Origin of the sequence: Echinimonas agarilytica (genome assembly GCF_023703465.1) — a bacterium.
GTDB lineage: Bacteria > Pseudomonadota > Gammaproteobacteria > Enterobacterales > Neiellaceae > Echinimonas > Echinimonas agarilytica.
Genome location: NZ_JAMQGP010000008.1, coordinates 194,647 through 214,068, shown reverse-complemented (window position 1 = coordinate 214,068; position 19,422 = coordinate 194,647). Strand labels below are relative to the sequence as shown.

Genomic DNA, 19,422 nt, shown 5'->3' with positions numbered 1-19,422 from the left:
TATGTTGTGGCACGTCACTTGAAGCAAAAAGAAGCCCAAGCGGTTCTGGTTGCTTTATCTGCGGTGGTTCCCATCAAACTTTGTTAGGTAGTCTAAGCACCATGTTTTTTGAACGCATTCTTTCTCTGGGAACCGTGAATCAAGAGTTCTCATCGGCCACCAAAACTCGATTAATGAATACCATCGCGCTCATTACAACGGGAGTGTCGATGCTGTACACCTTGATGTATGTGTTCGTGTTGGATCAAAGTACTGTCGCACTGATTAATCTGAGTTTTACACTGGCCTATTGTTGTACGCTTGGGCTCAATGCACTGCACTCCACTAAGGCGAGCAAAGTTTGGTTTTTTAGTGTGTTGATGGTGCATTTAATGGTGTGCACCAATGTGTATGTCACCAATGCAACCGGCTTTCATCTGTATTTTTTCTTAGTCCCAACGGGCGCTTTCTTACTCTTTGAACTGAAAGATAAACTCGAAAAAATTAGTTTAAGCCTCGTGTCTGTTGTGTTGTTTTTGTATTGTGAAAACACCATGAATGAAGCGCCGCTCATTGAGCTGACTGAATCCATCGAGGCTATGATTTATCAGTCAGTTTTTTTAGTGAATATGATAGAAGTGATTGTAGTACTTACTATTTTTGCCAATCAATTAGAACGTAACCAGACCAAACTGACACGGCAGGCTACGAAAGATTCGCTGACTCAAACATCGAATCGGCATGAATTTTTTGAAAAAGGCGAGAGCCTGTTACTGCAATCTCAGCAACGCCAAGAAGCATTTAGCTTGGTGCTATTAGATTTTGATTACTTCAAATCGATTAATGACCAATATGGTCACGCTGCCGGTGATACGTGCTTGATTATGGTGAGTAAAATCATCCAGGCTGAGCTGAATTCTAAGCAAATTTTGGCGCGCATTGGCGGTGAAGAGTTCGCTATTATATTACCAAGCATGGCGCAGGCATCTGCAGTAAATTTGGCTGAACGTATACGCTGTAAAATTGAACAGCACGCCATACCTATCATTGGCGAATCTCATTTTAACTGCACCGTCAGTCTAGGAGTGACGTGTAAAAGCAACGCTCAAGATACGCTTAAAACCCTGTTGGTGCATGCCGATAACGCGCTCTATTTAGCAAAAAATAACGGTCGAAACCGAGTTGAAACCTTTGCTCAAATAAATGCATGATTTGGCTTCAAACCTAACCCACAAACAGCCAGCCCCCCACTCCAATCATAAGCGTGCCCGCGACTCGATTCATTGTTCGCACATTGGACGGCTTTAAAAGCAAATGACGTAATGTTTTTCCTCCGCTGGCATACAGCAACATACACACTGTTTCAAACAACAACATCAATCCCACCAAAATTGCCAGTTGTGGTGCGAGAGGTATTGACTCGTTGATGAATGGCGGCAGTAACGCAATATCGAACGCCCAACCTTTGGGGTTGGCAATGGCTGTGATAAAGCCTTGAGTGATGAGCGTTTTTGCACTGATCGATTGCTTCATTTCAAGGGATTCAGGAATGGCCAATTTACCGCGAGATCGCCACATTTGAATACCAACCCAAGCAAGATATAGTGCGCCTAACGTTTTCATCACGATAAATGCTTGTGGGTATTTAAGTACAATTGCAGCAATACCAATTACGGCACTAACGGCTACAACGGTTACGCCTACCAATTCACCTAACATCATCCAAAGTGTGCGCTTAACGCCAATTGTCATACCCAGTGTGAGCGCAAGCGTCATGCACATCCCAGGTGTGAGAGACACGAAAAAGAAGGTTGGAATAAAAATGAACAGTGCGCTGGTATCAAGCATTTTTTAACCGTTTGACACATTTTCAAACAAATATTTATTGGAGCTTACCACCGCTAGGTCTCATGCTTAAGGTCGATGCCACGCAAGATTGAAGATCGCGACTCGCTTGCCTGTAAACTAATCGCGTTCGTTATAGGTTTTAAATGAGAATGTTTATCATTATAATCTGTGCCGTTACTCACCAGATAGGCCTTCCATGAAACCTACAAAAATATCCGCAGTGTTACCTTGGCTTTGGGGAATGCTCAAGCCGTATCGCAAGCAAGTTGTGCTGGCCATGTTTGCCTTGCTCGTAGGGTCCATGACATGGCTCGCTTTAGGGCAGGGTGTAAAACTCATTGTAGACGAAGGCTTTGTGGATAAAAGCGCCGAGCGGATTAACCACATCATGATAGGAGTTCTGCTGATCACCTTGCTGGGTGGTTTTGCATCCTTTTTCCGGTTTTATTGGATGACTTGGCTCGGTGAACGAGTGACGGCAGACATTCGGCGTAAAGTATATCGGCACCTATTGACCCTTTCTCCTGAGTTTTATGAAACAACGCGAACGGGCGAAGTCATTTCTCGTTTTACCAGCGATACCACGGTATTGCAAAGTGTGGTGGGTTCAAGCCTTTCAATGGCACTTCGCTCTGGAGTGAGTTTTTTAGGCGGGTTGGTGATGATGCTCGTCACAAGCCCTGCGTTAACTTTATATGTGCTGGTTGCCGTTCCTGTCGTGTTGGTTCCTATTCGCGTGTTAGGGGCTAAAGTTCGTCGATTTTCAAGGGTCAGCCAAGATCGAGTTGCTGATATTAGTACCTATGTAGACGAGTCACTTCATGAAATTCATACCGTGCAGTCTTACACTCACGAAGCTGTGGATGAACAACGATTCAATGGTCATGTTGAAGCGGTGATAGCAGCAGCTTCGCAACGTATAAAATACCGTGCTTTTTTGCTCGCCTCTGTCATGTTTTTGAGCATTGGTGCCATTACAGTGGTGGCATGGCTTGGCGCAAGAGGTGTACTCACCGGAGATATCTCTGCCGGTGAACTGACCGCGTTTATGTTTTATGCCGTGCTGGTGGGCGGTTCGGTTGCTACTATTAGTGAAGTTATTGGTGAAATCAATAAAGCCGCCGGTGCCAGCGAGCGCATTATTGAATTGCTGAATACGCAATCTAGCCTAGAAGTCGCGGCAAAACCTTTGCCGCTTGTGTCGCCTGTTGAAGGTGAAATCAAATTAGTCGATGTAGACTTCTCCTACCCAAGCGCAATGGATGTTGCTACGCTTCATGCATTGAATTTGAGCATTCATCCGGGCGAACGCATTGCTCTGGTGGGACCCTCTGGTGCCGGTAAATCAACTATATTTCAGCTGCTTCAGCAGTTTTACAGGCCCACATCAGGTGTCATGACATTGGATGGAGTAAACCTTTCGCAAGTCGAACCTAAAGCCCTTCGTCAGCAATTCGCCTTGGTGCCTCAAGACTCCGTGATTTTTGCTTCTAGCGCACTTGAAAACATTCGTTATGGTCGTCCTGAAGCCAGTTCAGAGGAAGTGATTGCCGCCGCTAAAGCAGCTCGCGCTGACGAATTTATTGCGGCATTACCTGAAGGATATGAGACGGATTTAGGTGAGCGCGGGGTTCGACTTTCCGGTGGTCAAAAGCAGCGCATTGCGATCGCCAGAGCGCTGCTCGCAGATCGTCCCATTTTGTTGTTGGATGAGGCGACCAGTGCGCTAGATGCGACCAGCGAGCATCATGTGAAACTGGCATTGGAAGAGCTCATGAAAGGCAAAACTACATTAATCATTGCTCACCGGTTGGCCACGGTTATGAATGCTGACCGTATTGTAGTGATGGAACAGGGGCATGTGATGGCCATTGGAACTCATAATGAATTGGTTAAAACCAATGATTTGTATCGAGAATTAGCTGAGCTCCAATTTGTAAATTAGCTGACGTTATCATCTATTTCACGAATGTTGGCGTACAATGAATACATTATTCTAAAAAGGAAGCCGATTGTGTCGAAGCTATATTCTTATCAAGTAACCCGTAATTCCGGTGAAACTATGTTAATGGATGCCTACCAAGGCAAAGTGCTGTTGATTGTGAATACCGCAAGCGCGTGTGGTTTTACGCCTCAATATGAAGGCTTGCAGAAGCTTTACGACGCATACAAAGAGCAAGGCTTGGTTGTGATGGCGTTTCCATGCAATCAATTTGGCAAGCAAGAAAAAGGCAGTGATGACGATATTCGCCAATTCTGCGACTTAACCTTCAACGTCGATTTTCCTCTGTTTGCCAAAATTGATGTCAATGGCAGTCAAGCTCACCCTTTGTTTAAGCACCTCACAGAACATGCAAAAGGCCTGTTAGGGAGTAAAGCTATTAAATGGAACTTCACAAAGTTCTTGGTCAGTAAAAATGGTGACGTAGTCAAACGGTATGCGCCTACGACGAAACCTGAAGATCTTAAAGCTGATATTGAAGCACTGCTATAATCTGAAATGAGATTGTTACGAGTGGATTAATGACTGTGTTAGCCTACTCCCAGAGACTGTTGAATTTTTACTTCCATGAAACGCCATCCATTACTGATCATTGTTAGCTTATTCATGAGCTGTTTGAAGCTTTCGTTCGCCGCCGACGTCGTGCCAAATGTCGCATCTACCGAACAGGGAGACAATTGGGGGATCGCCATTGGTATGCGCTATACCAGCATTCCCTTTGCCACCGAAAAAGACACGGTGACAGACGTGATTCCTTTATTCTTCTATCGCGGAGAGCACTTTTACCTTGATGGTCTAGAAGGAGGTGCTACATACAACTTCAATGATGATTGGAAAGGCGCACTGTTCACTCGTTATCGTTTTTTTGATGCCCCCAGAGAGTATCAAAATGAAATTAGCGGCGGTAAATGGGACTTAGGTGTTCGGCTAAGCCACGAAGTGATGCCGAACTGGATGATGGATTTAGAGGCGTTATCAGACAACGATGGGCGCGAGCATGCGATTGCCCGCCTGAAAAGCCGTTGGCAGTGGGATCGTCTCTATTTTGAACCCATGTTTGAAGCAAGATTCAAAACTTCGGGTTTCAACAATCGTTACTACGGCCTTGATATTGACGATATTGGAGCCGGAGTAGATTGGTATGGAGGTGTGCAAGGGCGCGTACATGTGTGGCGCGAACTGAACATCATAGGAAAGATTGGAACTCGATATTTAGACGGTGATGTGCGAGGTTCGCACCTTATCGATACCAACTGGGACTGGGAAACCTATCTTGGCATTGCGTTTATTCCAGACCCAGAAAAAGGAAAAGAACTGACGTTGCCTGAAAAGAGCTACGTTCGTCTCGCTCATGGCTGGGCAACTCCTTCAAATATTGGCGATATCCTTGCCGGCGATACTGAAAAAGATGAATATAACAATCAGCTCACTTCCTTGTTTTATGGCCACCCCTTAGCTTCTGAGTTATTTGGGCTACCGCTCGATATTTATTTAACGCCCGGTTTTGTCTACCACCATAGTTCAGACGTACAAGACGTCACTAGCGAATACGTTGTGGCATTCAAGGCATATTACACTGTGAATTGGCCAACGAAATGGCGTTTTGGTGTGGCAGAGGGTTTGTCGTATCAAAGCCGAGTAACGTGGATTGAGCAAGATGAAATGGATGAGAAGGGGTATCGAGCCAGTAAGTTGCTGAACTTCCTTGATTTTACCCTTGATGTGAATTTGGGAGACTTGTTTAATTCAGAGAAGTTTCGTCCATGGTGGTTGGGATACAGTCTGCATCATCGCTCAGGTATATTTGAAACTGGGTCTCAGTTTGGTCGCATTAAAGGCGGTAGTAACTACAACTCTGTTTATCTACAATACGACTTCTAAATACATTAAACGTGCATGTAAAAGCCAGCCTCGTGCTGGCTTTTTAATGAGCGTTATTAGCTAAGCGTCTTTCAACAAGTGCAGCCATTTTTGGCGCAGCTTGGCCAGTTTAGGTGGGATTACTGCATTGCAATACCCTTGCTGAGGATTGCGAGCATAGTAATCTTGGTGATAATTTTCGGCACTGTGGTAGTTGTTGATGGGCGTTATCGCCGTCACGATAGGTGCATCAAAATCGGGTTCATGAGCTTTGATATAAGCCTCACTGGCGAGTTTTTGAGCGTCATTATGGTAAAACACTTCCGAACGGTATTGCGTGCCGACATCGTTGCCTTGACGGTTTAATGTGGTGGGATCATGGCTTGTGAAAAATACATTGAGTAAGTCTTCGAATTGAATTTCACTGGCGTTGAATTCAATGTGAATGACTTCGGCATGGCCTGTTTGTCCGCTGCATACTTGTTCGTATGTGGGATTCTCGACCGTGCCACCGGCATAGCCAGATTCCACTTTAATCACGCCCTTTAAGCGAGTAAATACAGCTTCAACACACCAGAAGCAGCCGCCAGCAAATGTGGCCACTTGAACAGAGGGAGATGACATAAAATAATTCCGTTAAACAAACCAATATCAGTTTAACGGAACGAGAGAGCAAACCAAAGGGATCTGCAGCTAGACTTTATGAATGTCGCCGGTTAAATCTTGCAGCATGCGTAAATGGTCAACAAGTTGTTGATGAACAGGGTCGGATGTATCTGTTTCTGCGAGCATTTGCTCTGCTTGTTGACACAGCCCGTGTAACTTTTGGCTCATCGCTTTTAATTCTGTGATGCTCACCGGAATGCTCCACTCTCGTTGGATTTCGGCTAACATATAAACAATAATTTCACATATGCGTCAATACTGTAATCAATTTTATCCATACTTTAATCACAACTAAGATTAGAGTAGATCAACGTTTGAAAAGATAGACCGATGGAAAAAAAAGAAGCTGTATCCTTGTATGATTACTCTCTGATCGCACTTTCATGTGTTTCAATTGCATTAGCTTTTGCTTTGCTTTTATTAGAGTTAGAGCCCGGTGTTAAACGTTTACTGCAATTGTTTGATATAAGTGTTTGCGGCGTGTTCTTTCTGAGTTTTTTCGCTGGTTTTTTTAGAGCTGACCACAAATTCCAATATTTTAAAGGTCATTGGTATGATTTAGCAGCATCGATTCCATTCGTAGAATGGGCGCGATTTTTTAGAATTTTTCAGCTTATTCGCGTTTACAAAGTATTCCAAAAATCGAATCGCGTGATTGATACCAACCTCGTTTCGCGTTTGAGTAACACGCTTGCTGGAGTCTTGGTATTAGAGTTGCTGTTGATTTTCATCGCAGCATTTACCGTGTATTACGCGGAATCACCATTACAGAACGCACCTATATCAGAACCTGAAGAGGCGCTTTGGTGGGCTTTGGTGACGGTTTCTACGGTAGGTTACGGTGACTTTTATCCGGTGACAGACTTAGGCCGAATACTGGGGGCTTTGCTGATTATTACTGGGGTCGGGTTGTACGCCGCCACGTCAGGCTATTGCGCACAGCAATTCCTCGGCAGCAAAGATGACAAAGCTGCCAAGGAAGATATGCGGATCGCACTGCATGAAATACGCCAGTTACGCGCAGAAATGCAACGGCTGCGAATCGAAATGGGCATCAAAAAAGCAGATGATTAGACTGCAGTAAATTGATTGTGAATTGCATCGTAGTGATAACCGATTTGCGACAGTTTACTTTGTAGCTGACCGGAGTCGAGCTCATAACATACGGCAAGGTCATCCACACTTGAGCATTCATGGCGTAGCTTCATGTTAATAATGCCAAGAAGCATACTGGGATCCATCGAATGGTAGTTTGATAGGTCCATATGCACCTCCTATGGTTAGGGCACCTATTAAGCGTAGACTAAGCTGATTTAGTTTAGAACGATTATTATTTAGTCAGAGCGACTTAAGATGTGAATTGGCATCAGCTCTGTTTTGAAAGGCGTGATAATTCCGGTTATGAGTTACCTAAACACCAAAGCAAACCGTCGAAAGTTAGCAGTGAATCGATACCGCAATGCGCGTTATGTGTTGTTTGAACGTTGTGGTGGTGAAGTGGCGCGATTTGCCCGTGCTATCCAAAAAAGTCACAGCTTTACATCGGCTTACATTGGCGAGTCGCCCACAAAACGTATCGGTGATAAAGTCGCGCAAACCATTGCCTTGAGTTTTTCTTTAGGGGCTGCTTGGCTCGATGACGATCATAGCCAAAGCTGGGATAGGCGATTGCGAGAGGCAATTGGTGGCAGTGTGCACCCGCTGGATGAGCATGATACTGACATTGAGCCCAGTCACGATCTAGAACGATGGCTCGCTTCGCTTACTGTGATGCCGGGAACTGGGCCCGATTTACTTCGATTAGGACGCCAAAGCCAGCAATATTTGTCAGAAGTTCAGGTTCAGCTCAAAGTGCTCGAAGAGCAGCGCCGAGATTTGTTGACTCGCTCAGCTCGCATGTATGAACAAGATCTTGAAAGCCGCTTGCTCAGTCAAGGGTATGTGGTGCAATCGCCATCGTACAATCAAGGCCCATTGTTTCGGGTGTGGCACAGCGACTCCGCCATCAAAACCTGCCTATTGATTCGAGTGCAACTCAACTTTGAACCTGTGCTGCAACTGACTCCTATTCCGCCAGCAGGACGGGAAGTTGTCGCGGTGCCATTTATCAGTGATGGTAAAGATCATATCCAATACCTATTTTTGGCCATCGACGAGCGTAGTGCTGCATTTGATGCCACTCGCTTAACATGGGTCGATGGCGCACTTTGGCTGGTGGGAGACGATGGCGCAAAGCAACGCGATCTCACTGCTCGATTAAGTTTAGAGCCACTGTTTAGTAGCCTGTTAACTCGTTAGTTTGCGGCAGCCCTCCAAGGGGCGAGCTGCCGTCTTTCTTTATTTAAAGATAAAATCGGTTGCGACTTGGCCGTTAGGTGTTTTCATATCCGAGCGGTACAAAATATCGGGTCGCTCGGTTTCATCATCAGCCAGCGCCAACCCGTCTTGCATGATATTCGCCTGACTTAGGTCCACAGGGTAAAACCCTTCTTTGGACGACTGGTTACCAATCTCGGTGGCTGAAAGTTGTGATAAAGCCAATACCGGAGCGGTTGGAAAGATCAGATACCAACGTTCTCCCGATACGTTGTGCTCTAAGTCGTTTCTCGAAATAGTGGTTAAGCTTTTTTGGGTTTGGGCTGCTAGGTGTTCGCGATTTGATTGACTCAAGAAGTAAGTGGCAAGATTTCCGACTTCTGCAACAGGTCTATCGAAGATGGTTTGGCGCAAAACAATATCGCCTTTGATTTCTAAATTATTAATGCGGCCCCGTGTTAAGTCTCTACATTTTAAATGACAGGCGAAAGAGCCCTTTCCGATCAATAGTGCTGTGCCGCTATCAATAGCTTCGATGTTTTCTACGCTAATATCTTTCATGATTTTGCTGTGCGGTTTGAGCCAAACGCCAGTAAAACCTTGTGTCACCGTCACATTCGAAATCTTGATTTTATTCATAGACGAATAATAAGGGCCGGAACGATTGAAGTTGTCAGTATCGGTGCCGTTACCTGCTTCAACGCGAACACCAATGCCGTTAAATGCGTCGATATTATCAATTTCGATCCAATCTCCGCCATACACTTGTACAGCGCCGTAACCGGTGTGGGCGTTGATGGCACGAATGTTCTTAATCGAACCTTTAACGGGTGTGCGTCCGTAAGTGGGGTTTCTTCTTATGGCAAAAATATCAGAAATCACATTGCCACTTTCATCTATGAATTCGTTGTTGGCGTTAGTCGTTAAGGGGATATTGGCCTCGTTCATGGGGATATTAAGGTTGGCTGAGCCGCTTGGGTTCTTTACATATCTATGATTTAAAAAAACAGGAGTCGAGCCAAAGCGATAAGCATATGCGCCATCTTGATAGTCGGCGTCGGCAAACATTTGTACTGACACTGACTCTGTATGATTGTCTTCAATGGTGACGTTTGAAGTCGCGAAATTTTCAACGTAAAAGAACCCAAAAGGAATGGCGCGGGTTAAATTCACTTGGCCACCGCCATTGCCTCCAGACATCAAACCATAAGAAATAGGCATGTTTGTGCGGGCATCTACGGTAAAATTCCGTGTCGGATCGGTGGATGTAATTTCAACATTCACCACTCGTTGTTCCAGTAAATTTTTTGGGCCGTTGCTGCGCCCGAAAGAGAATAAAAATTGTCGATTAGGCCTGTTGGTCGCCGAGCCGGTGGGGAATTCAAGTTCCTTGATGCCGCGCATTTCTAAGACAACATCAGGATCAACCTCGAGCCTGATATTGGAAGGAACAGCCACATGGGCCAAGCTAAACCGTGTATTGGCTCCGTTTGCAGCAGGTTTCAGTCTCACCACGCCACCATCATCTTCCTCGCTGGCGCGGTTGAGTGCTTGCTTGAGACGCGAAGTATCGTTCGTCGTGCGAGTAAAGTTCTCAACCGCATATAAAATCTCAGGCTCGTCATCCAACACGCGATTTTCAAAGAAACCAATGTCGGGACCCGAATAGCCATTTAAGTCGGTATCGGTAAGCGTGACGGGAGAATCTTCAGGTGAGGGCTCTATAGGCGCTGGGAGGTGGGGTGGAATGACGTCAGTGGCAACGTTCGAACTTGTCGCATTTGAACTTCCGCCAGAGCAGGCCGTGAGGCTTAACAAGGGGATTAGTAACGCCAAGGTGACGAGACGAGGGGGCGCTGTTTTTTTCATGGACTATAACCGACTCATAAAATGGATTTTATTGATGATTCGGGAAGTTACCACAAATGGGCGAACAAATGTCCAATGTTTATTTTTATGTGATCAAGTTAAACATATTATGTTTAACTTGATGCAGGCGGATGTACTTACCAACTGAATCAGCAACTTTTTCTGTTCGGTTGTTGGGAGAGCGCAGCGTGATTTGCGCTATTAGCGCATTAAACTTCGGAACTCATTGGCAGTTTAGGCGCTTCGTATCCATTAGGTTCGTCGCTGTAAATTGATACATGCCACTGTTCCGCAGCGCCGGTTTCTGCTACACATTGTTGTTCAAAAAATGCCTGTACCGGAGAACGCTGACAATGTGCTTCAAATGCGTCTATGTCGGCCCATATTTCATTGAACACGATGGGGAAATCGGATTCGTCGGTGGCAAAGTCACTCTTGATTTGTTGCGTGACGATGTATTGTAGGCAACCATCTTCTCGGAGTACGTCGGATTCAAGGTTTTGAAGAATTTGAAAGAGTTCGTCGTGTCGCCCTTGTTTAGCTCTGAATTGGGCAAGGCAGTAGACTTTCTTCGACATGATATTTCCTAAATGTAGAATTCAAAAAGGCGGCTCAAATTAGCCGCCATTGTTCAGATGAATAATGCAACTAACGCAACGTAACAAACTCTTCTGCTGACGTAGGGTGAATGGCCACACAGGCGTCAAAATCAGCTTTGGTTGCGCCCATCTTCATGGCCACGCCAAACCCTTGAAGAATTTCATCCATGCCCAAGCCTATGCCGTGAAGGCCTACCACTTTTTGGTCGGGGCCGGCACAAATTAACTTCATGCGCGTAATTTGACGATGCTGCGTTACTGCCGTGTACATTGCGCCAAAAGTGGAGTTGTAGACTTTAACGCTGTCTTTTCCAAACTCTTCCATAGCTTGTGGTTCTGTTAAACCAATGGTGCCGATGGTGGGATGGCTGAACACAACTGTCGGGATTAAGGTGTAATCCATTTTAGCGTCGTGCTGACCGTTAAATAATCGCTCTGATAAGAAGCGACCTGCTTTCACTGCCACAGGCGTTAATTCAACATAACCAATGTTATCACCAACGGCATACACACCTTCTGCCGTGGTGTTTTGGTATTCATCAACAATGATGTAACCGCGTTCGTTTAATTGAACGTCTGTTTTGTCGAGGTTGATTTTATCGGTTGCCGGTGCGCGACCAATCGCCCAAATGAGGCATTCAACGGTCAGTGAAGTGCCATTTTCAAAAGTAATTTTGATTGTATCATCGGCATTTTTAGTGACCTGAGAAGGAACGCTGTGAGTATGCAGCGTAGGGCCATCTTCAGCCATGAGTTCCATGAGGGTTTCACTCAGCATGGGATCGAATTCGCGCAAAGGTGCGTGCTTACGAACGGCTAAGTGAGTTTCACTTCCCAGTGAATGCAATACGCCTGCAAGCTCAACCGCAATATAACCTGCGCCGATCACGGCTACGCTTTTGGGTTGTTCTGTGAGCGCGAAGAAACCATCTGAATCGATACCGTGCTCTGCCCCAGGTACGTTAGGAAGCGTTGGCGCACCGCCGGTGGCAATGGTGATGTGAGGCGCGGTGTAGAGTTCGCCATTTACTTCGATGGTGTGGTTGTCTACAAACTTGGCAAAACCGTTGATGACTTCAACGCCATTGTTTTTAAACACTCGCTCGTATGAGCCATGAATTCGCTCAATGTAAGCTTCGCGACTGTCGACCAATGTCTTCCAGTCGAAGTTATTTAAAGTGACATCAAAACCGTAATCTGGCGCATATTTATGAATGGCTTCAGCAACCTGAGCGCCAAACCACATTGCTTTTTTAGGAACACAACCTACGTTAACGCAAGTTCCGCCAATATGGCGCGCTTCTATCAATGCCACTTTTTGGCCGTGCATGGCTGCGCGGTTTGCTGATGCAATGCCACCGCTGCCGCCACCAATACAGATATAATCGAATGCTTTCATTGTGTTTCTCTTTTTCTGGACTGAATGCAGTTTGCCAGATGGATTGCTTGCTGGCAAAGCACAGTATAGGGGGGTGGTTGAAAATCAACATGAATGCCCCCATTGTAGCTTTAATCAGGTTCTTTAGAGCCACTTACGGACAGAATGAGAGATTCCATGACGCAACCTAATCCTCTGCTTGAATCCCAAGTATTGCCGCCTTTTTCAGCCATTCAGCCTGAACACATTCAGCCGGCAGTTGAACAAGCCATTGCGCACTGTAAAAGCGTGATAGAACAAACCTTGGCGAGCACGTCCGAGCACACATGGGAATCACTCGTTGAACCCCTCGAAAATGCCGATGATGCGCTAAGTCAATTGTGGTCTCCAGTGAGCCACATGAATAGTGTGGTGAACTCTCCTGAATTGCGAGAGGCGCACGATGCGTGTTTACCCTTGCGGTCTGAATACGGAACATTTGTAGGCCAGCATCAAGGTCTATTTAGCGCTTATGATGCATTTTCAAAAAGCGACACATACGGCACTTTAAGTCAGGCGCAAAAACAGGTGATCGACAATAGTTTGAGAGACTTCCGCTTGTCGGGCATTGATTTAGAGCCCAAGCAGCAAGCCCGCTATGCAGAAGTGAAAGCTCGCCTTTCCGAATTATCATCAACTTTTAGCAATAACTTGCTCGATGCCACCAATGCATGGCAAAAGCATGTGACTGATGTCAATGAACTGGCGGGATTACCTGAGTCTGCCATTGCTGCTGCTGAACAAGCCGCCCAATTAAAAGAGTTGGATGGTTACCTACTGACGCTTGAATTCCCAAGTTATATTGCTGTGATGACATATGCTGACAGTGCTGAATTGCGCCGCGAAATTTACACCGCATTTTGTACTCGCGCTTCGGATCAGGGGCCGAATGCTGAACAGTGGAACAACTCCGCCATCATGAAAGAGCAAGTCGCACTGCGTCAGGAGTTGGCTGCCTTACTTGGTTTTGACAACTACGCTGAGTTATCTCTGAGTACCAAGATGGCTGAATCGCCGGAGCAAGTATTGCGGTTTCTAAATGATTTAGCCCGTCGCAGCAAGCCTCAAGCTGAGCAAGAAATTGCCGAGCTTACCGCGTTTGCCACGCAAACCCATGGCGTTACTGAGTTGAACGTGTGGGACCTCACTTATTACGCAGAAAAGCTCAAACAAGCTCGATATGCTATCAATGACGAGCAATTGCGCCCGTACTTTCCTGAGCAACGTGTACTGAGCGGCATGTTTGAAGTGGTGAGTCGTTTATTTGGCATTCGCATTGAAGAGCAGCAAGACTTTGACCGTTGGCATAATGATGTGCGTTTCTTCACCATTTATGATGCCGATAACCAACAACGCGGCAGCTTCTATCTCGATTTATATGCGCGCGAGCATAAGCGCGGTGGGGCCTGGATGGATGAATGCCGAGTACGTCGTACAACCCCTGCGGGCCTGCAATTACCGGTGGCTTATTTAACCTGTAACTTTAATAAGCCTGTAGGAGATAAGCCTGCACTGTTCACCCACGATGAAGTTGTGACGATGTTTCATGAGTTTGGCCATGGTTTGCACCACATGTTGACGCAAATCGACGTGGCTGGGGTTTCAGGGATTAACGGAGTGGCATGGGACGCGGTTGAATTGCCCAGTCAATTCTTGGAAAACTGGTGCTGGCAACCTGAAGCGTTGGCGTTCATTTCCGGTCACTACGACACCAATGAGCCCTTGCCGCAAGATATGTTGCAACGCCTTCTAGACGGGCGTAACTTCCAGTCTGCATTAGGCATGATGCGCCAACTAGAATTTAGCTTGTTTGATTTTGAGTTACACCAATCTGGCGGTGATATTGCCGAAGTGTTGGCGTCGGTACGTGAGCGTGTTGCCGTGATTGAACCTGCGCCGTTTAACCGTTTTCAGAACTCGTTTGGTCATATTTTTGCGGGTGGATATTCCGCCGGTTACTACAGCTACAAGTGGGCCGAAGTGTTGTCTGCAGATGCCTTCGACAAGTTTGAGTCCGATGGTATTTTCAATGCTCAAACCGGACGGGCGTTTTTAACCTGCGTGTTAGAAAAAGGTGGCTCTGAAGCGCCAATGGATTTGTTCAAAGCCTTCCGAGGTCGCGAACCTGACATTCAGCCGTTATTGCGCCACAGTGGCATTCAAGCCGCATAAATTCGACGCTATTTATGCTTGCTCTGCTAGAAGCTTATCGAGTTCAGATAGGTTTTTAGCAGAACATTGGTCATCACTCAGCTCATGTCGAATAGAGACTAATAACGCCCTCACAGCTTGTAGTTCTTGAGCATGGCAGGCCGCTAATGCTTTTCCGACTAAATCCTTTGCATCTTGCCACGCGCCCACTTCTGCCAACGTGCCTAAGTGCCCACTAAGGTGACTGTATTTTTGATAAAATACTGCAATGTCGCCAGCATTAGGTTGTGGGTCAGGCTGAGAGCTAACATCTGCCGATTCGACCGGCGCTGTGATCAAAGCCTCCGAGTCGGTTTCAGTGGTTTCGTAATCGAGGTAGCGCGCTAGAATGCGCGTAAGCTCATTCATATTGATTGGCTTGCCAATATGGTCTTGCATGCCAGCTTGTAGGCAGCGCTTTTTATCCGCGAGGGTTGCATGTGCGGTCAGTGCAATCACGGGTAAATCATTGAAGCGATTGATGGTACGAATGACTTCTGTGGTTTGAATGCCGTCCATGTCGGGCATTTGTAAATCCATTAGCACTAAGTCGAAGCCTTGTTCGCCTTTGAGGGTCGCCAATGCTTGTTCGCCACTGCTGGCGCAGGAAGCTTTCAAGCCCAGTCGGCCAAGCATGAGTTGAACAATTTGAGAGTTCACCTCGTTGTCTTCCACTACTAAGATATGTTGCTGCTTAAACAAAATATTGGGCGGTGCAGTGTCGGACGAAGGGCCCTGCAATAGGCTTTGATCAGGCGCGGCAACGGGCATTTGAATATCAAACCAAAATTTACTGCCTCGGTCTGTAATGCTGCTGACTTGCAGTTGACCTTCCATTAATTTCACCAAGCGTTGACAGATAGCGAGGCCCAAACCTGTGCCTCCGTATTGTCGCGTGGTAGCAGAATCGGCTTGAGTGAAAGGATTGAATAAACTCGATAATTTATCTTGTGGAATACCAATACCTGTGTCCGACACTTCAAAGCGTAAGTGGGCTTTGTCTTCGTCACAGTCGGGCAGCGCCGTAATGCTTACTTTAATGCTACCGCGTTGAGTAAACTTAATGGCATTAGACACCAAGTTCATCATGATTTGGCTCAGTCGTAATGGATCCCCAATGACACCAATAGGCACTTCGTCCATAACATGGCATTCAAGTTCTAAATCTTTTTGCTCTGCACGGGATGACATCAACAATCGTAAGTTATCGAGTAATGCGCTGATATCAAACGCTTGTTGGTCTAACTCCAAATGACCGGCTTCAATTTTAGAATAATCCAGAATGTCATTCACAATGGCTTGCAGTAAATCTGCGCCATGAGCCATGCGACGAAGGTACTGGCGTTGAGGTTGAGAGAGGTTGTCGTAGCCAAACAGTTGAATCAGCCCAATAATGGCATTCAACGGTGTTCGAATTTCATGGCTCATATTCGCCACAAAATCTGATTTCGCGCGAGCGGCTTGCTCTGCACTGCGACGGGCTTGATCTACGTTCCGTTGTATTTCTTTGCGACTAGTGACGTTACGCAACATGACTACGGCACCCACATTTCCGTCTTCTAGCAGTGTGGGGGCGGCATTAAACTCCAGCTCTAGCAGCGACTCACCTAGCTTTAACAAACCCTCTCCTTGGGCGATTCGTCGGGTAAATCGTGCTTCATGAACACATTGCTCTAGAGTCATTGAGCCGCTGACTGGACGCAGCAAATTGTCGATGGATTGCCCCACAAGGTGACGTGCACTTTGCCCGAGCCAGCCCGCGAGAGTTTGGTTGGCAAAGTTAACTTGCCCACCTGAGCCTACTTCCAAAATGCCGTCCGAGGAGGCTTGTAACACTCGGCTAAGGCGGTCGTTGAGTACCTGTAATTCATGAGTTCGAGCATTAACCTGTTGTTCCAGCGAGTTGTAGTACGTTGCCAGCGCTTTTGATTTTCGAGCCAGCGTGGAAAAAAGCTGTTGTTGTTCCACGTAATGAAAATGCGGGGCCACAGGGCTAGTGTTCGCTTGTTGCGGGTTTTCATAATTGGACAGTGATAATAACTCTTCAAGCGGGCGAGTAAATAAGTTCGCAATGAGCTGACCTAAGGCCACTGATACCAATGATGCGAGTACAATAAACAGAGCCCAATTGAGGTAATGCCGTTGCAATGTACTTAAGGTTTCAGAGGTTCTCGACAGAACAATAAGCTTCCAGCCGGAATCTAACGTTGTTTCATGATAAAAATAGTCGCGTTCCCCGTCGGGTAAGTTGAGTGTAATTGCCTCAACAGGCAAAGGCAGTGTGGCCATTTCTTGCGGGCTATAAACCACCTTTTTCAATGGTGGAAAGGCAATGTCTCTGCTGGAAAACAACGCGGCACCGGAAGAGTCCAATACTAAGTAATCGACCTCATCATCAATAAATAGCTGCTGATGTCGGGTCTCAATGGTTTTAAGGTCGATTAGGCCCTGCAAAACGCCTTGCGCATGGAATTGATCAGTTTCATATAGCGGGGCGCTGACGGAGATAAGTGGATAGAGACTCACTGAAGGTTTGAGCATCACTTTTGATAACGTTACTTCATGTTTTTTCACCGCTTCGAGAGCTGACTCATTCGAGAAAGCAATCATGTTGCTTGAGCTCATTAGCGGCCGATTAAATGAGGTTCGGCGTGCTGAATAAATGGGTTCTGCGGACTTATCAAGAAGCTGTATTGCGGCTAATTCAGGGTTGGCCTTGAGCATGGCTTCGAGTGTAGGCTGAGGGTTTGTAAGAGGAGATACTTCGAGCAAAGTTGCGTACGTAGCGAAGCTGTGCTTGAGCTCATCTAAACTATTGTCAAGGTTATCGGAAAGTTGTTGAGATGAATAACTCAAGCTACGCTTCACATCTTCTTCTACGCTGATGGTGTAATTGCGCTCGGTCATTAATCCATAGGCAAGCAAACAGACGGTACTGATCATTCCAAATGCTTGGGTTAAATAGACTTTAAGTGATGGTAGAGAGAGCTCGTCGGCATTCAATTGACGCCGGACAAACGGCAACATGGCAAAAAACGAAGCTATCAGAGTATACAAATAACCATTCAACACTTGTTTGGTTAAAATTGTCGCTAGCATGGGTGGTGAGAGGTTGTTAATACTCACCAGTACGAAATAAACAATAGGAATGCCAATCAGCAGCCAGTAAATCAGATCAGCCACTAAGGCGTGAACTCTGTGCCTGACCATCCAATTGACAAAAATGGCTTCCAACGGAAACCAAATAAAGCCCCAACCATGCTGCCAATTGATAAGTAGACCCATTACCCCAATTAGGGTGGCAAGCAAGGCATATTGCGGACGCATTAAAATAGCCGCCAGCATAGTAAACACCCCGCCCAGCACCAGGCTGGTATTCGCGAGCATTGGAATCGTAAATAGATTGGTAAAAGCAGCGAGCAAGCCAAGGATCACTGCAACCACGAGTGGCCGTTGCGGGCTGACTGAAGATAATTGAAGTAGCCTAGCTTGGTTCATATGACGATTCGGTGCCTTTCCATAGGACTTTGAGGTTAGCAATTTCTTTCTGAAATGCGATGTTTATAACCGATAAACTACCACGATTTTTAACGCAAACCCATCAAGTGTTGGGGGAATGACCCGTGAAGTATTACACTGTTAACCCAAGTTAGAGAAAACTCAGATATATGCCTGAATCGATTAACATCTTATGTGAACTCACCAGTCAGTTAGCCCATGCAAAAGCGGTGGCCGAACAATGCGATCTTGAGGTGTTTGAATTCACTAAACAGGCCGAAGCCATGTGGTTGGTGATGACCGAACGAGGGTTGGTTTTACGTGATGGACGCCAACCTAAATTGGGTGATGTCACCGTGGATTGGGTTGAGGGGGCCGTTGCTCATCGTCGCAATTTTGGCGGTGGCCGAGGGCAGGCGATCGCCAAAGCATGTGGTTTAAAGTCTGGGCAGACGCCTTCAATCATAGATGCTACCGCAGGCCTTGGCCGAGATGCGATGGTATTAGCTTCTTTAGGTTGCCGTGTCTCGCTTATTGAACGCAGCCCTGTGGTTGCGGCCTTGCTGTTTGATGGCTACCGCAGAGCATTAGAAAATGAAGATATTGGCGATTGGGTGAGCGCGCGCGTAGCGCTGTATCACGGTCATGCATTGGACGTGCTAAAGCGTTTGGAATGTCATGATGTCGTGTATTTAGACCCCATGTATCCGCATCGTCAGAAATCGGCTCAGGTCAAAAAAGAAATGCGAGTTTTTCAAGGCGTAGTAGGCTCTGATGCTGATGCCGATGCGCTGCTTGATGTTGCTTTATCCAAAGCGACCAAGCGTGTGGTGGTCAAGCGCCCAGATTATGCAGAGCCGCTTGCGGGGAAACCACCGCACCATCAAATCAAAACCAAAAAAAATCGTTTTGATGTGTATATGCTGACTTAGCGAGCTTTGAAACGGTGGAGATTGCCATTGCTGGCTTGGCGTTTGCAACAAAGACGTCATATGAGGTGTTGGGTTAATTCTGCTGTAATTGTGTAATAAATTGCTGATTTTATTTCATATTAAATACATTTAATGTGTGTGAGTGACGCTCAGTGAAAACGCAAGCTTGAGTCACTTTGAGTGATATTTGTCCGGCATATGTCAGCTTTTTAAACACTTACTTATAAAATGTAATAAAAGTGTCAT

The 19,422-nt window shown here is 46.2% G+C and carries 16 protein-coding genes; 8 read left to right on the top strand and 8 right to left on the bottom strand.

Going from position 1 to position 19,422, the window contains the following annotated elements; translation table 11 throughout:
- Positions 1-101: 101 nt before the first annotated feature.
- Positions 102-1,190: a GGDEF domain-containing protein gene (locus tag NAF29_RS15595; RefSeq protein ID WP_251262549.1), complete on the top strand. Its 1,089-nt coding sequence runs from the start codon at positions 102-104 to the stop codon at positions 1,188-1,190.
- A gap of 13 nt (positions 1,191-1,203) precedes the next feature.
- Here NAF29_RS15595 and NAF29_RS15590 read toward each other — a convergent pair whose 3' ends face one another.
- Positions 1,204-1,827 carry a LysE family translocator gene (locus NAF29_RS15590; protein WP_251262548.1) on the bottom strand — a complete coding sequence of 208 codons (624 nt, stop codon included), beginning with the start codon at positions 1,825-1,827 and terminating at the stop codon, positions 1,204-1,206.
- A 196-nt stretch (positions 1,828-2,023) separates the two neighbouring features.
- Between NAF29_RS15590 and NAF29_RS15585 the strand changes: the two genes are divergently transcribed.
- The 3 genes from NAF29_RS15585 (at position 2,024) to NAF29_RS15575 (ending at position 5,710) form a co-directional block, all read left to right on the top strand.
- Positions 2,024-3,772 carry an ABC transporter transmembrane domain-containing protein gene (locus NAF29_RS15585; protein WP_251262547.1) on the top strand — a complete coding sequence of 583 codons (1,749 nt, stop codon included), beginning with the start codon at positions 2,024-2,026 and terminating at the stop codon, positions 3,770-3,772.
- Positions 3,773-3,838: 66 nt separating this feature from the next.
- Entirely contained in the window at positions 3,839-4,321 is a 483-nt protein-coding gene (locus NAF29_RS15580; RefSeq protein WP_432763242.1) for a glutathione peroxidase, read from the top strand.
- Between the two features lie 75 nt (positions 4,322-4,396).
- Positions 4,397-5,710 carry a MipA/OmpV family protein gene (locus NAF29_RS15575; RefSeq protein WP_251262546.1) on the top strand — a complete coding sequence of 438 codons (1,314 nt, stop codon included), beginning with the start codon at positions 4,397-4,399 and terminating at the stop codon, positions 5,708-5,710.
- A 60-nt stretch (positions 5,711-5,770) separates the two neighbouring features.
- On the opposite strand, the gene msrA is transcribed toward NAF29_RS15575, so the two are convergent.
- Both msrA and NAF29_RS15565 read right to left on the bottom strand, forming a co-directional pair.
- The gene (msrA, locus tag NAF29_RS15570; protein WP_251262545.1) at positions 5,771-6,313 is read right to left on the bottom strand and encodes a peptide-methionine (S)-S-oxide reductase MsrA; all 543 of its coding nucleotides are present in this window, start codon (positions 6,311-6,313) and stop codon (positions 5,771-5,773) included.
- Between the two features lie 69 nt (positions 6,314-6,382).
- The gene (locus NAF29_RS15565; protein WP_251262544.1) at positions 6,383-6,547 is read right to left on the bottom strand and encodes a hypothetical protein; all 165 of its coding nucleotides are present in this window, start codon (positions 6,545-6,547) and stop codon (positions 6,383-6,385) included.
- 138 nt (positions 6,548-6,685) lie between these two features.
- Between NAF29_RS15565 and NAF29_RS15560 the strand changes: the two genes are divergently transcribed.
- Positions 6,686-7,429, top strand: a complete 744-nt coding sequence (locus tag NAF29_RS15560) for a potassium channel family protein (protein ID WP_285817804.1) — start codon at positions 6,686-6,688, stop codon at positions 7,427-7,429.
- Here the strand turns inward: NAF29_RS15560 and NAF29_RS15555 are convergent.
- Complete coding sequence (locus NAF29_RS15555) at positions 7,426-7,620, bottom strand: DUF4250 domain-containing protein (protein WP_251262543.1); 195 nt, start codon at positions 7,618-7,620, stop codon at positions 7,426-7,428. The genes NAF29_RS15560 and NAF29_RS15555 overlap by 4 nt on opposite strands.
- A gap of 136 nt (positions 7,621-7,756) precedes the next feature.
- On the opposite strand from NAF29_RS15555, the gene NAF29_RS15550 reads away from it, so the two are divergent.
- Positions 7,757-8,653, top strand: coding sequence for a hypothetical protein (locus NAF29_RS15550; protein WP_251262542.1), 897 nt, complete (start codon positions 7,757-7,759; stop codon positions 8,651-8,653).
- A 39-nt stretch (positions 8,654-8,692) separates the two neighbouring features.
- Here the strand turns inward: NAF29_RS15550 and NAF29_RS15545 are convergent, their stop codons facing one another.
- The 3 genes from NAF29_RS15545 to gorA all read right to left on the bottom strand — a co-directional run bounded on the left by NAF29_RS15545 (position 8,693) and on the right by gorA (position 12,538).
- Positions 8,693-10,540 carry a hypothetical protein gene (locus tag NAF29_RS15545; protein ID WP_251262541.1) on the bottom strand — a complete coding sequence of 616 codons (1,848 nt, stop codon included), beginning with the start codon at positions 10,538-10,540 and terminating at the stop codon, positions 8,693-8,695.
- Positions 10,541-10,749: 209 nt separating this feature from the next.
- Entirely contained in the window at positions 10,750-11,118 is a 369-nt protein-coding gene (locus tag NAF29_RS15540) for a putative quinol monooxygenase (RefSeq protein ID WP_251262540.1), read from the bottom strand.
- A gap of 70 nt (positions 11,119-11,188) precedes the next feature.
- On the bottom strand, positions 11,189-12,538 hold the full coding sequence (gene gorA / locus NAF29_RS15535; RefSeq protein WP_251262539.1) for a glutathione-disulfide reductase: 1,350 nt from the start codon (positions 12,536-12,538) through the stop codon (positions 11,189-11,191).
- 156 nt (positions 12,539-12,694) lie between these two features.
- Here gorA and prlC point away from each other — a divergent pair, with 156 nt between their 5' ends.
- Entirely contained in the window at positions 12,695-14,728 is a 2,034-nt protein-coding gene (prlC, locus tag NAF29_RS15530; protein ID WP_251262538.1) for an oligopeptidase A, read from the top strand.
- 12 nt (positions 14,729-14,740) lie between these two features.
- On the opposite strand, the gene NAF29_RS15525 is transcribed toward prlC, so the two are convergent.
- Positions 14,741-18,244: an ATP-binding protein gene (locus NAF29_RS15525; protein ID WP_251262537.1), complete on the bottom strand. Its 3,504-nt coding sequence runs from the start codon at positions 18,242-18,244 to the stop codon at positions 14,741-14,743.
- Between the two features lie 170 nt (positions 18,245-18,414).
- Here NAF29_RS15525 and NAF29_RS15520 point away from each other — a divergent pair, with 170 nt between their 5' ends.
- Entirely contained in the window at positions 18,415-19,176 is a 762-nt protein-coding gene (locus NAF29_RS15520) for a class I SAM-dependent methyltransferase (RefSeq protein ID WP_251262536.1), read from the top strand.
- Positions 19,177-19,422 lie beyond the last annotated feature (246 nt).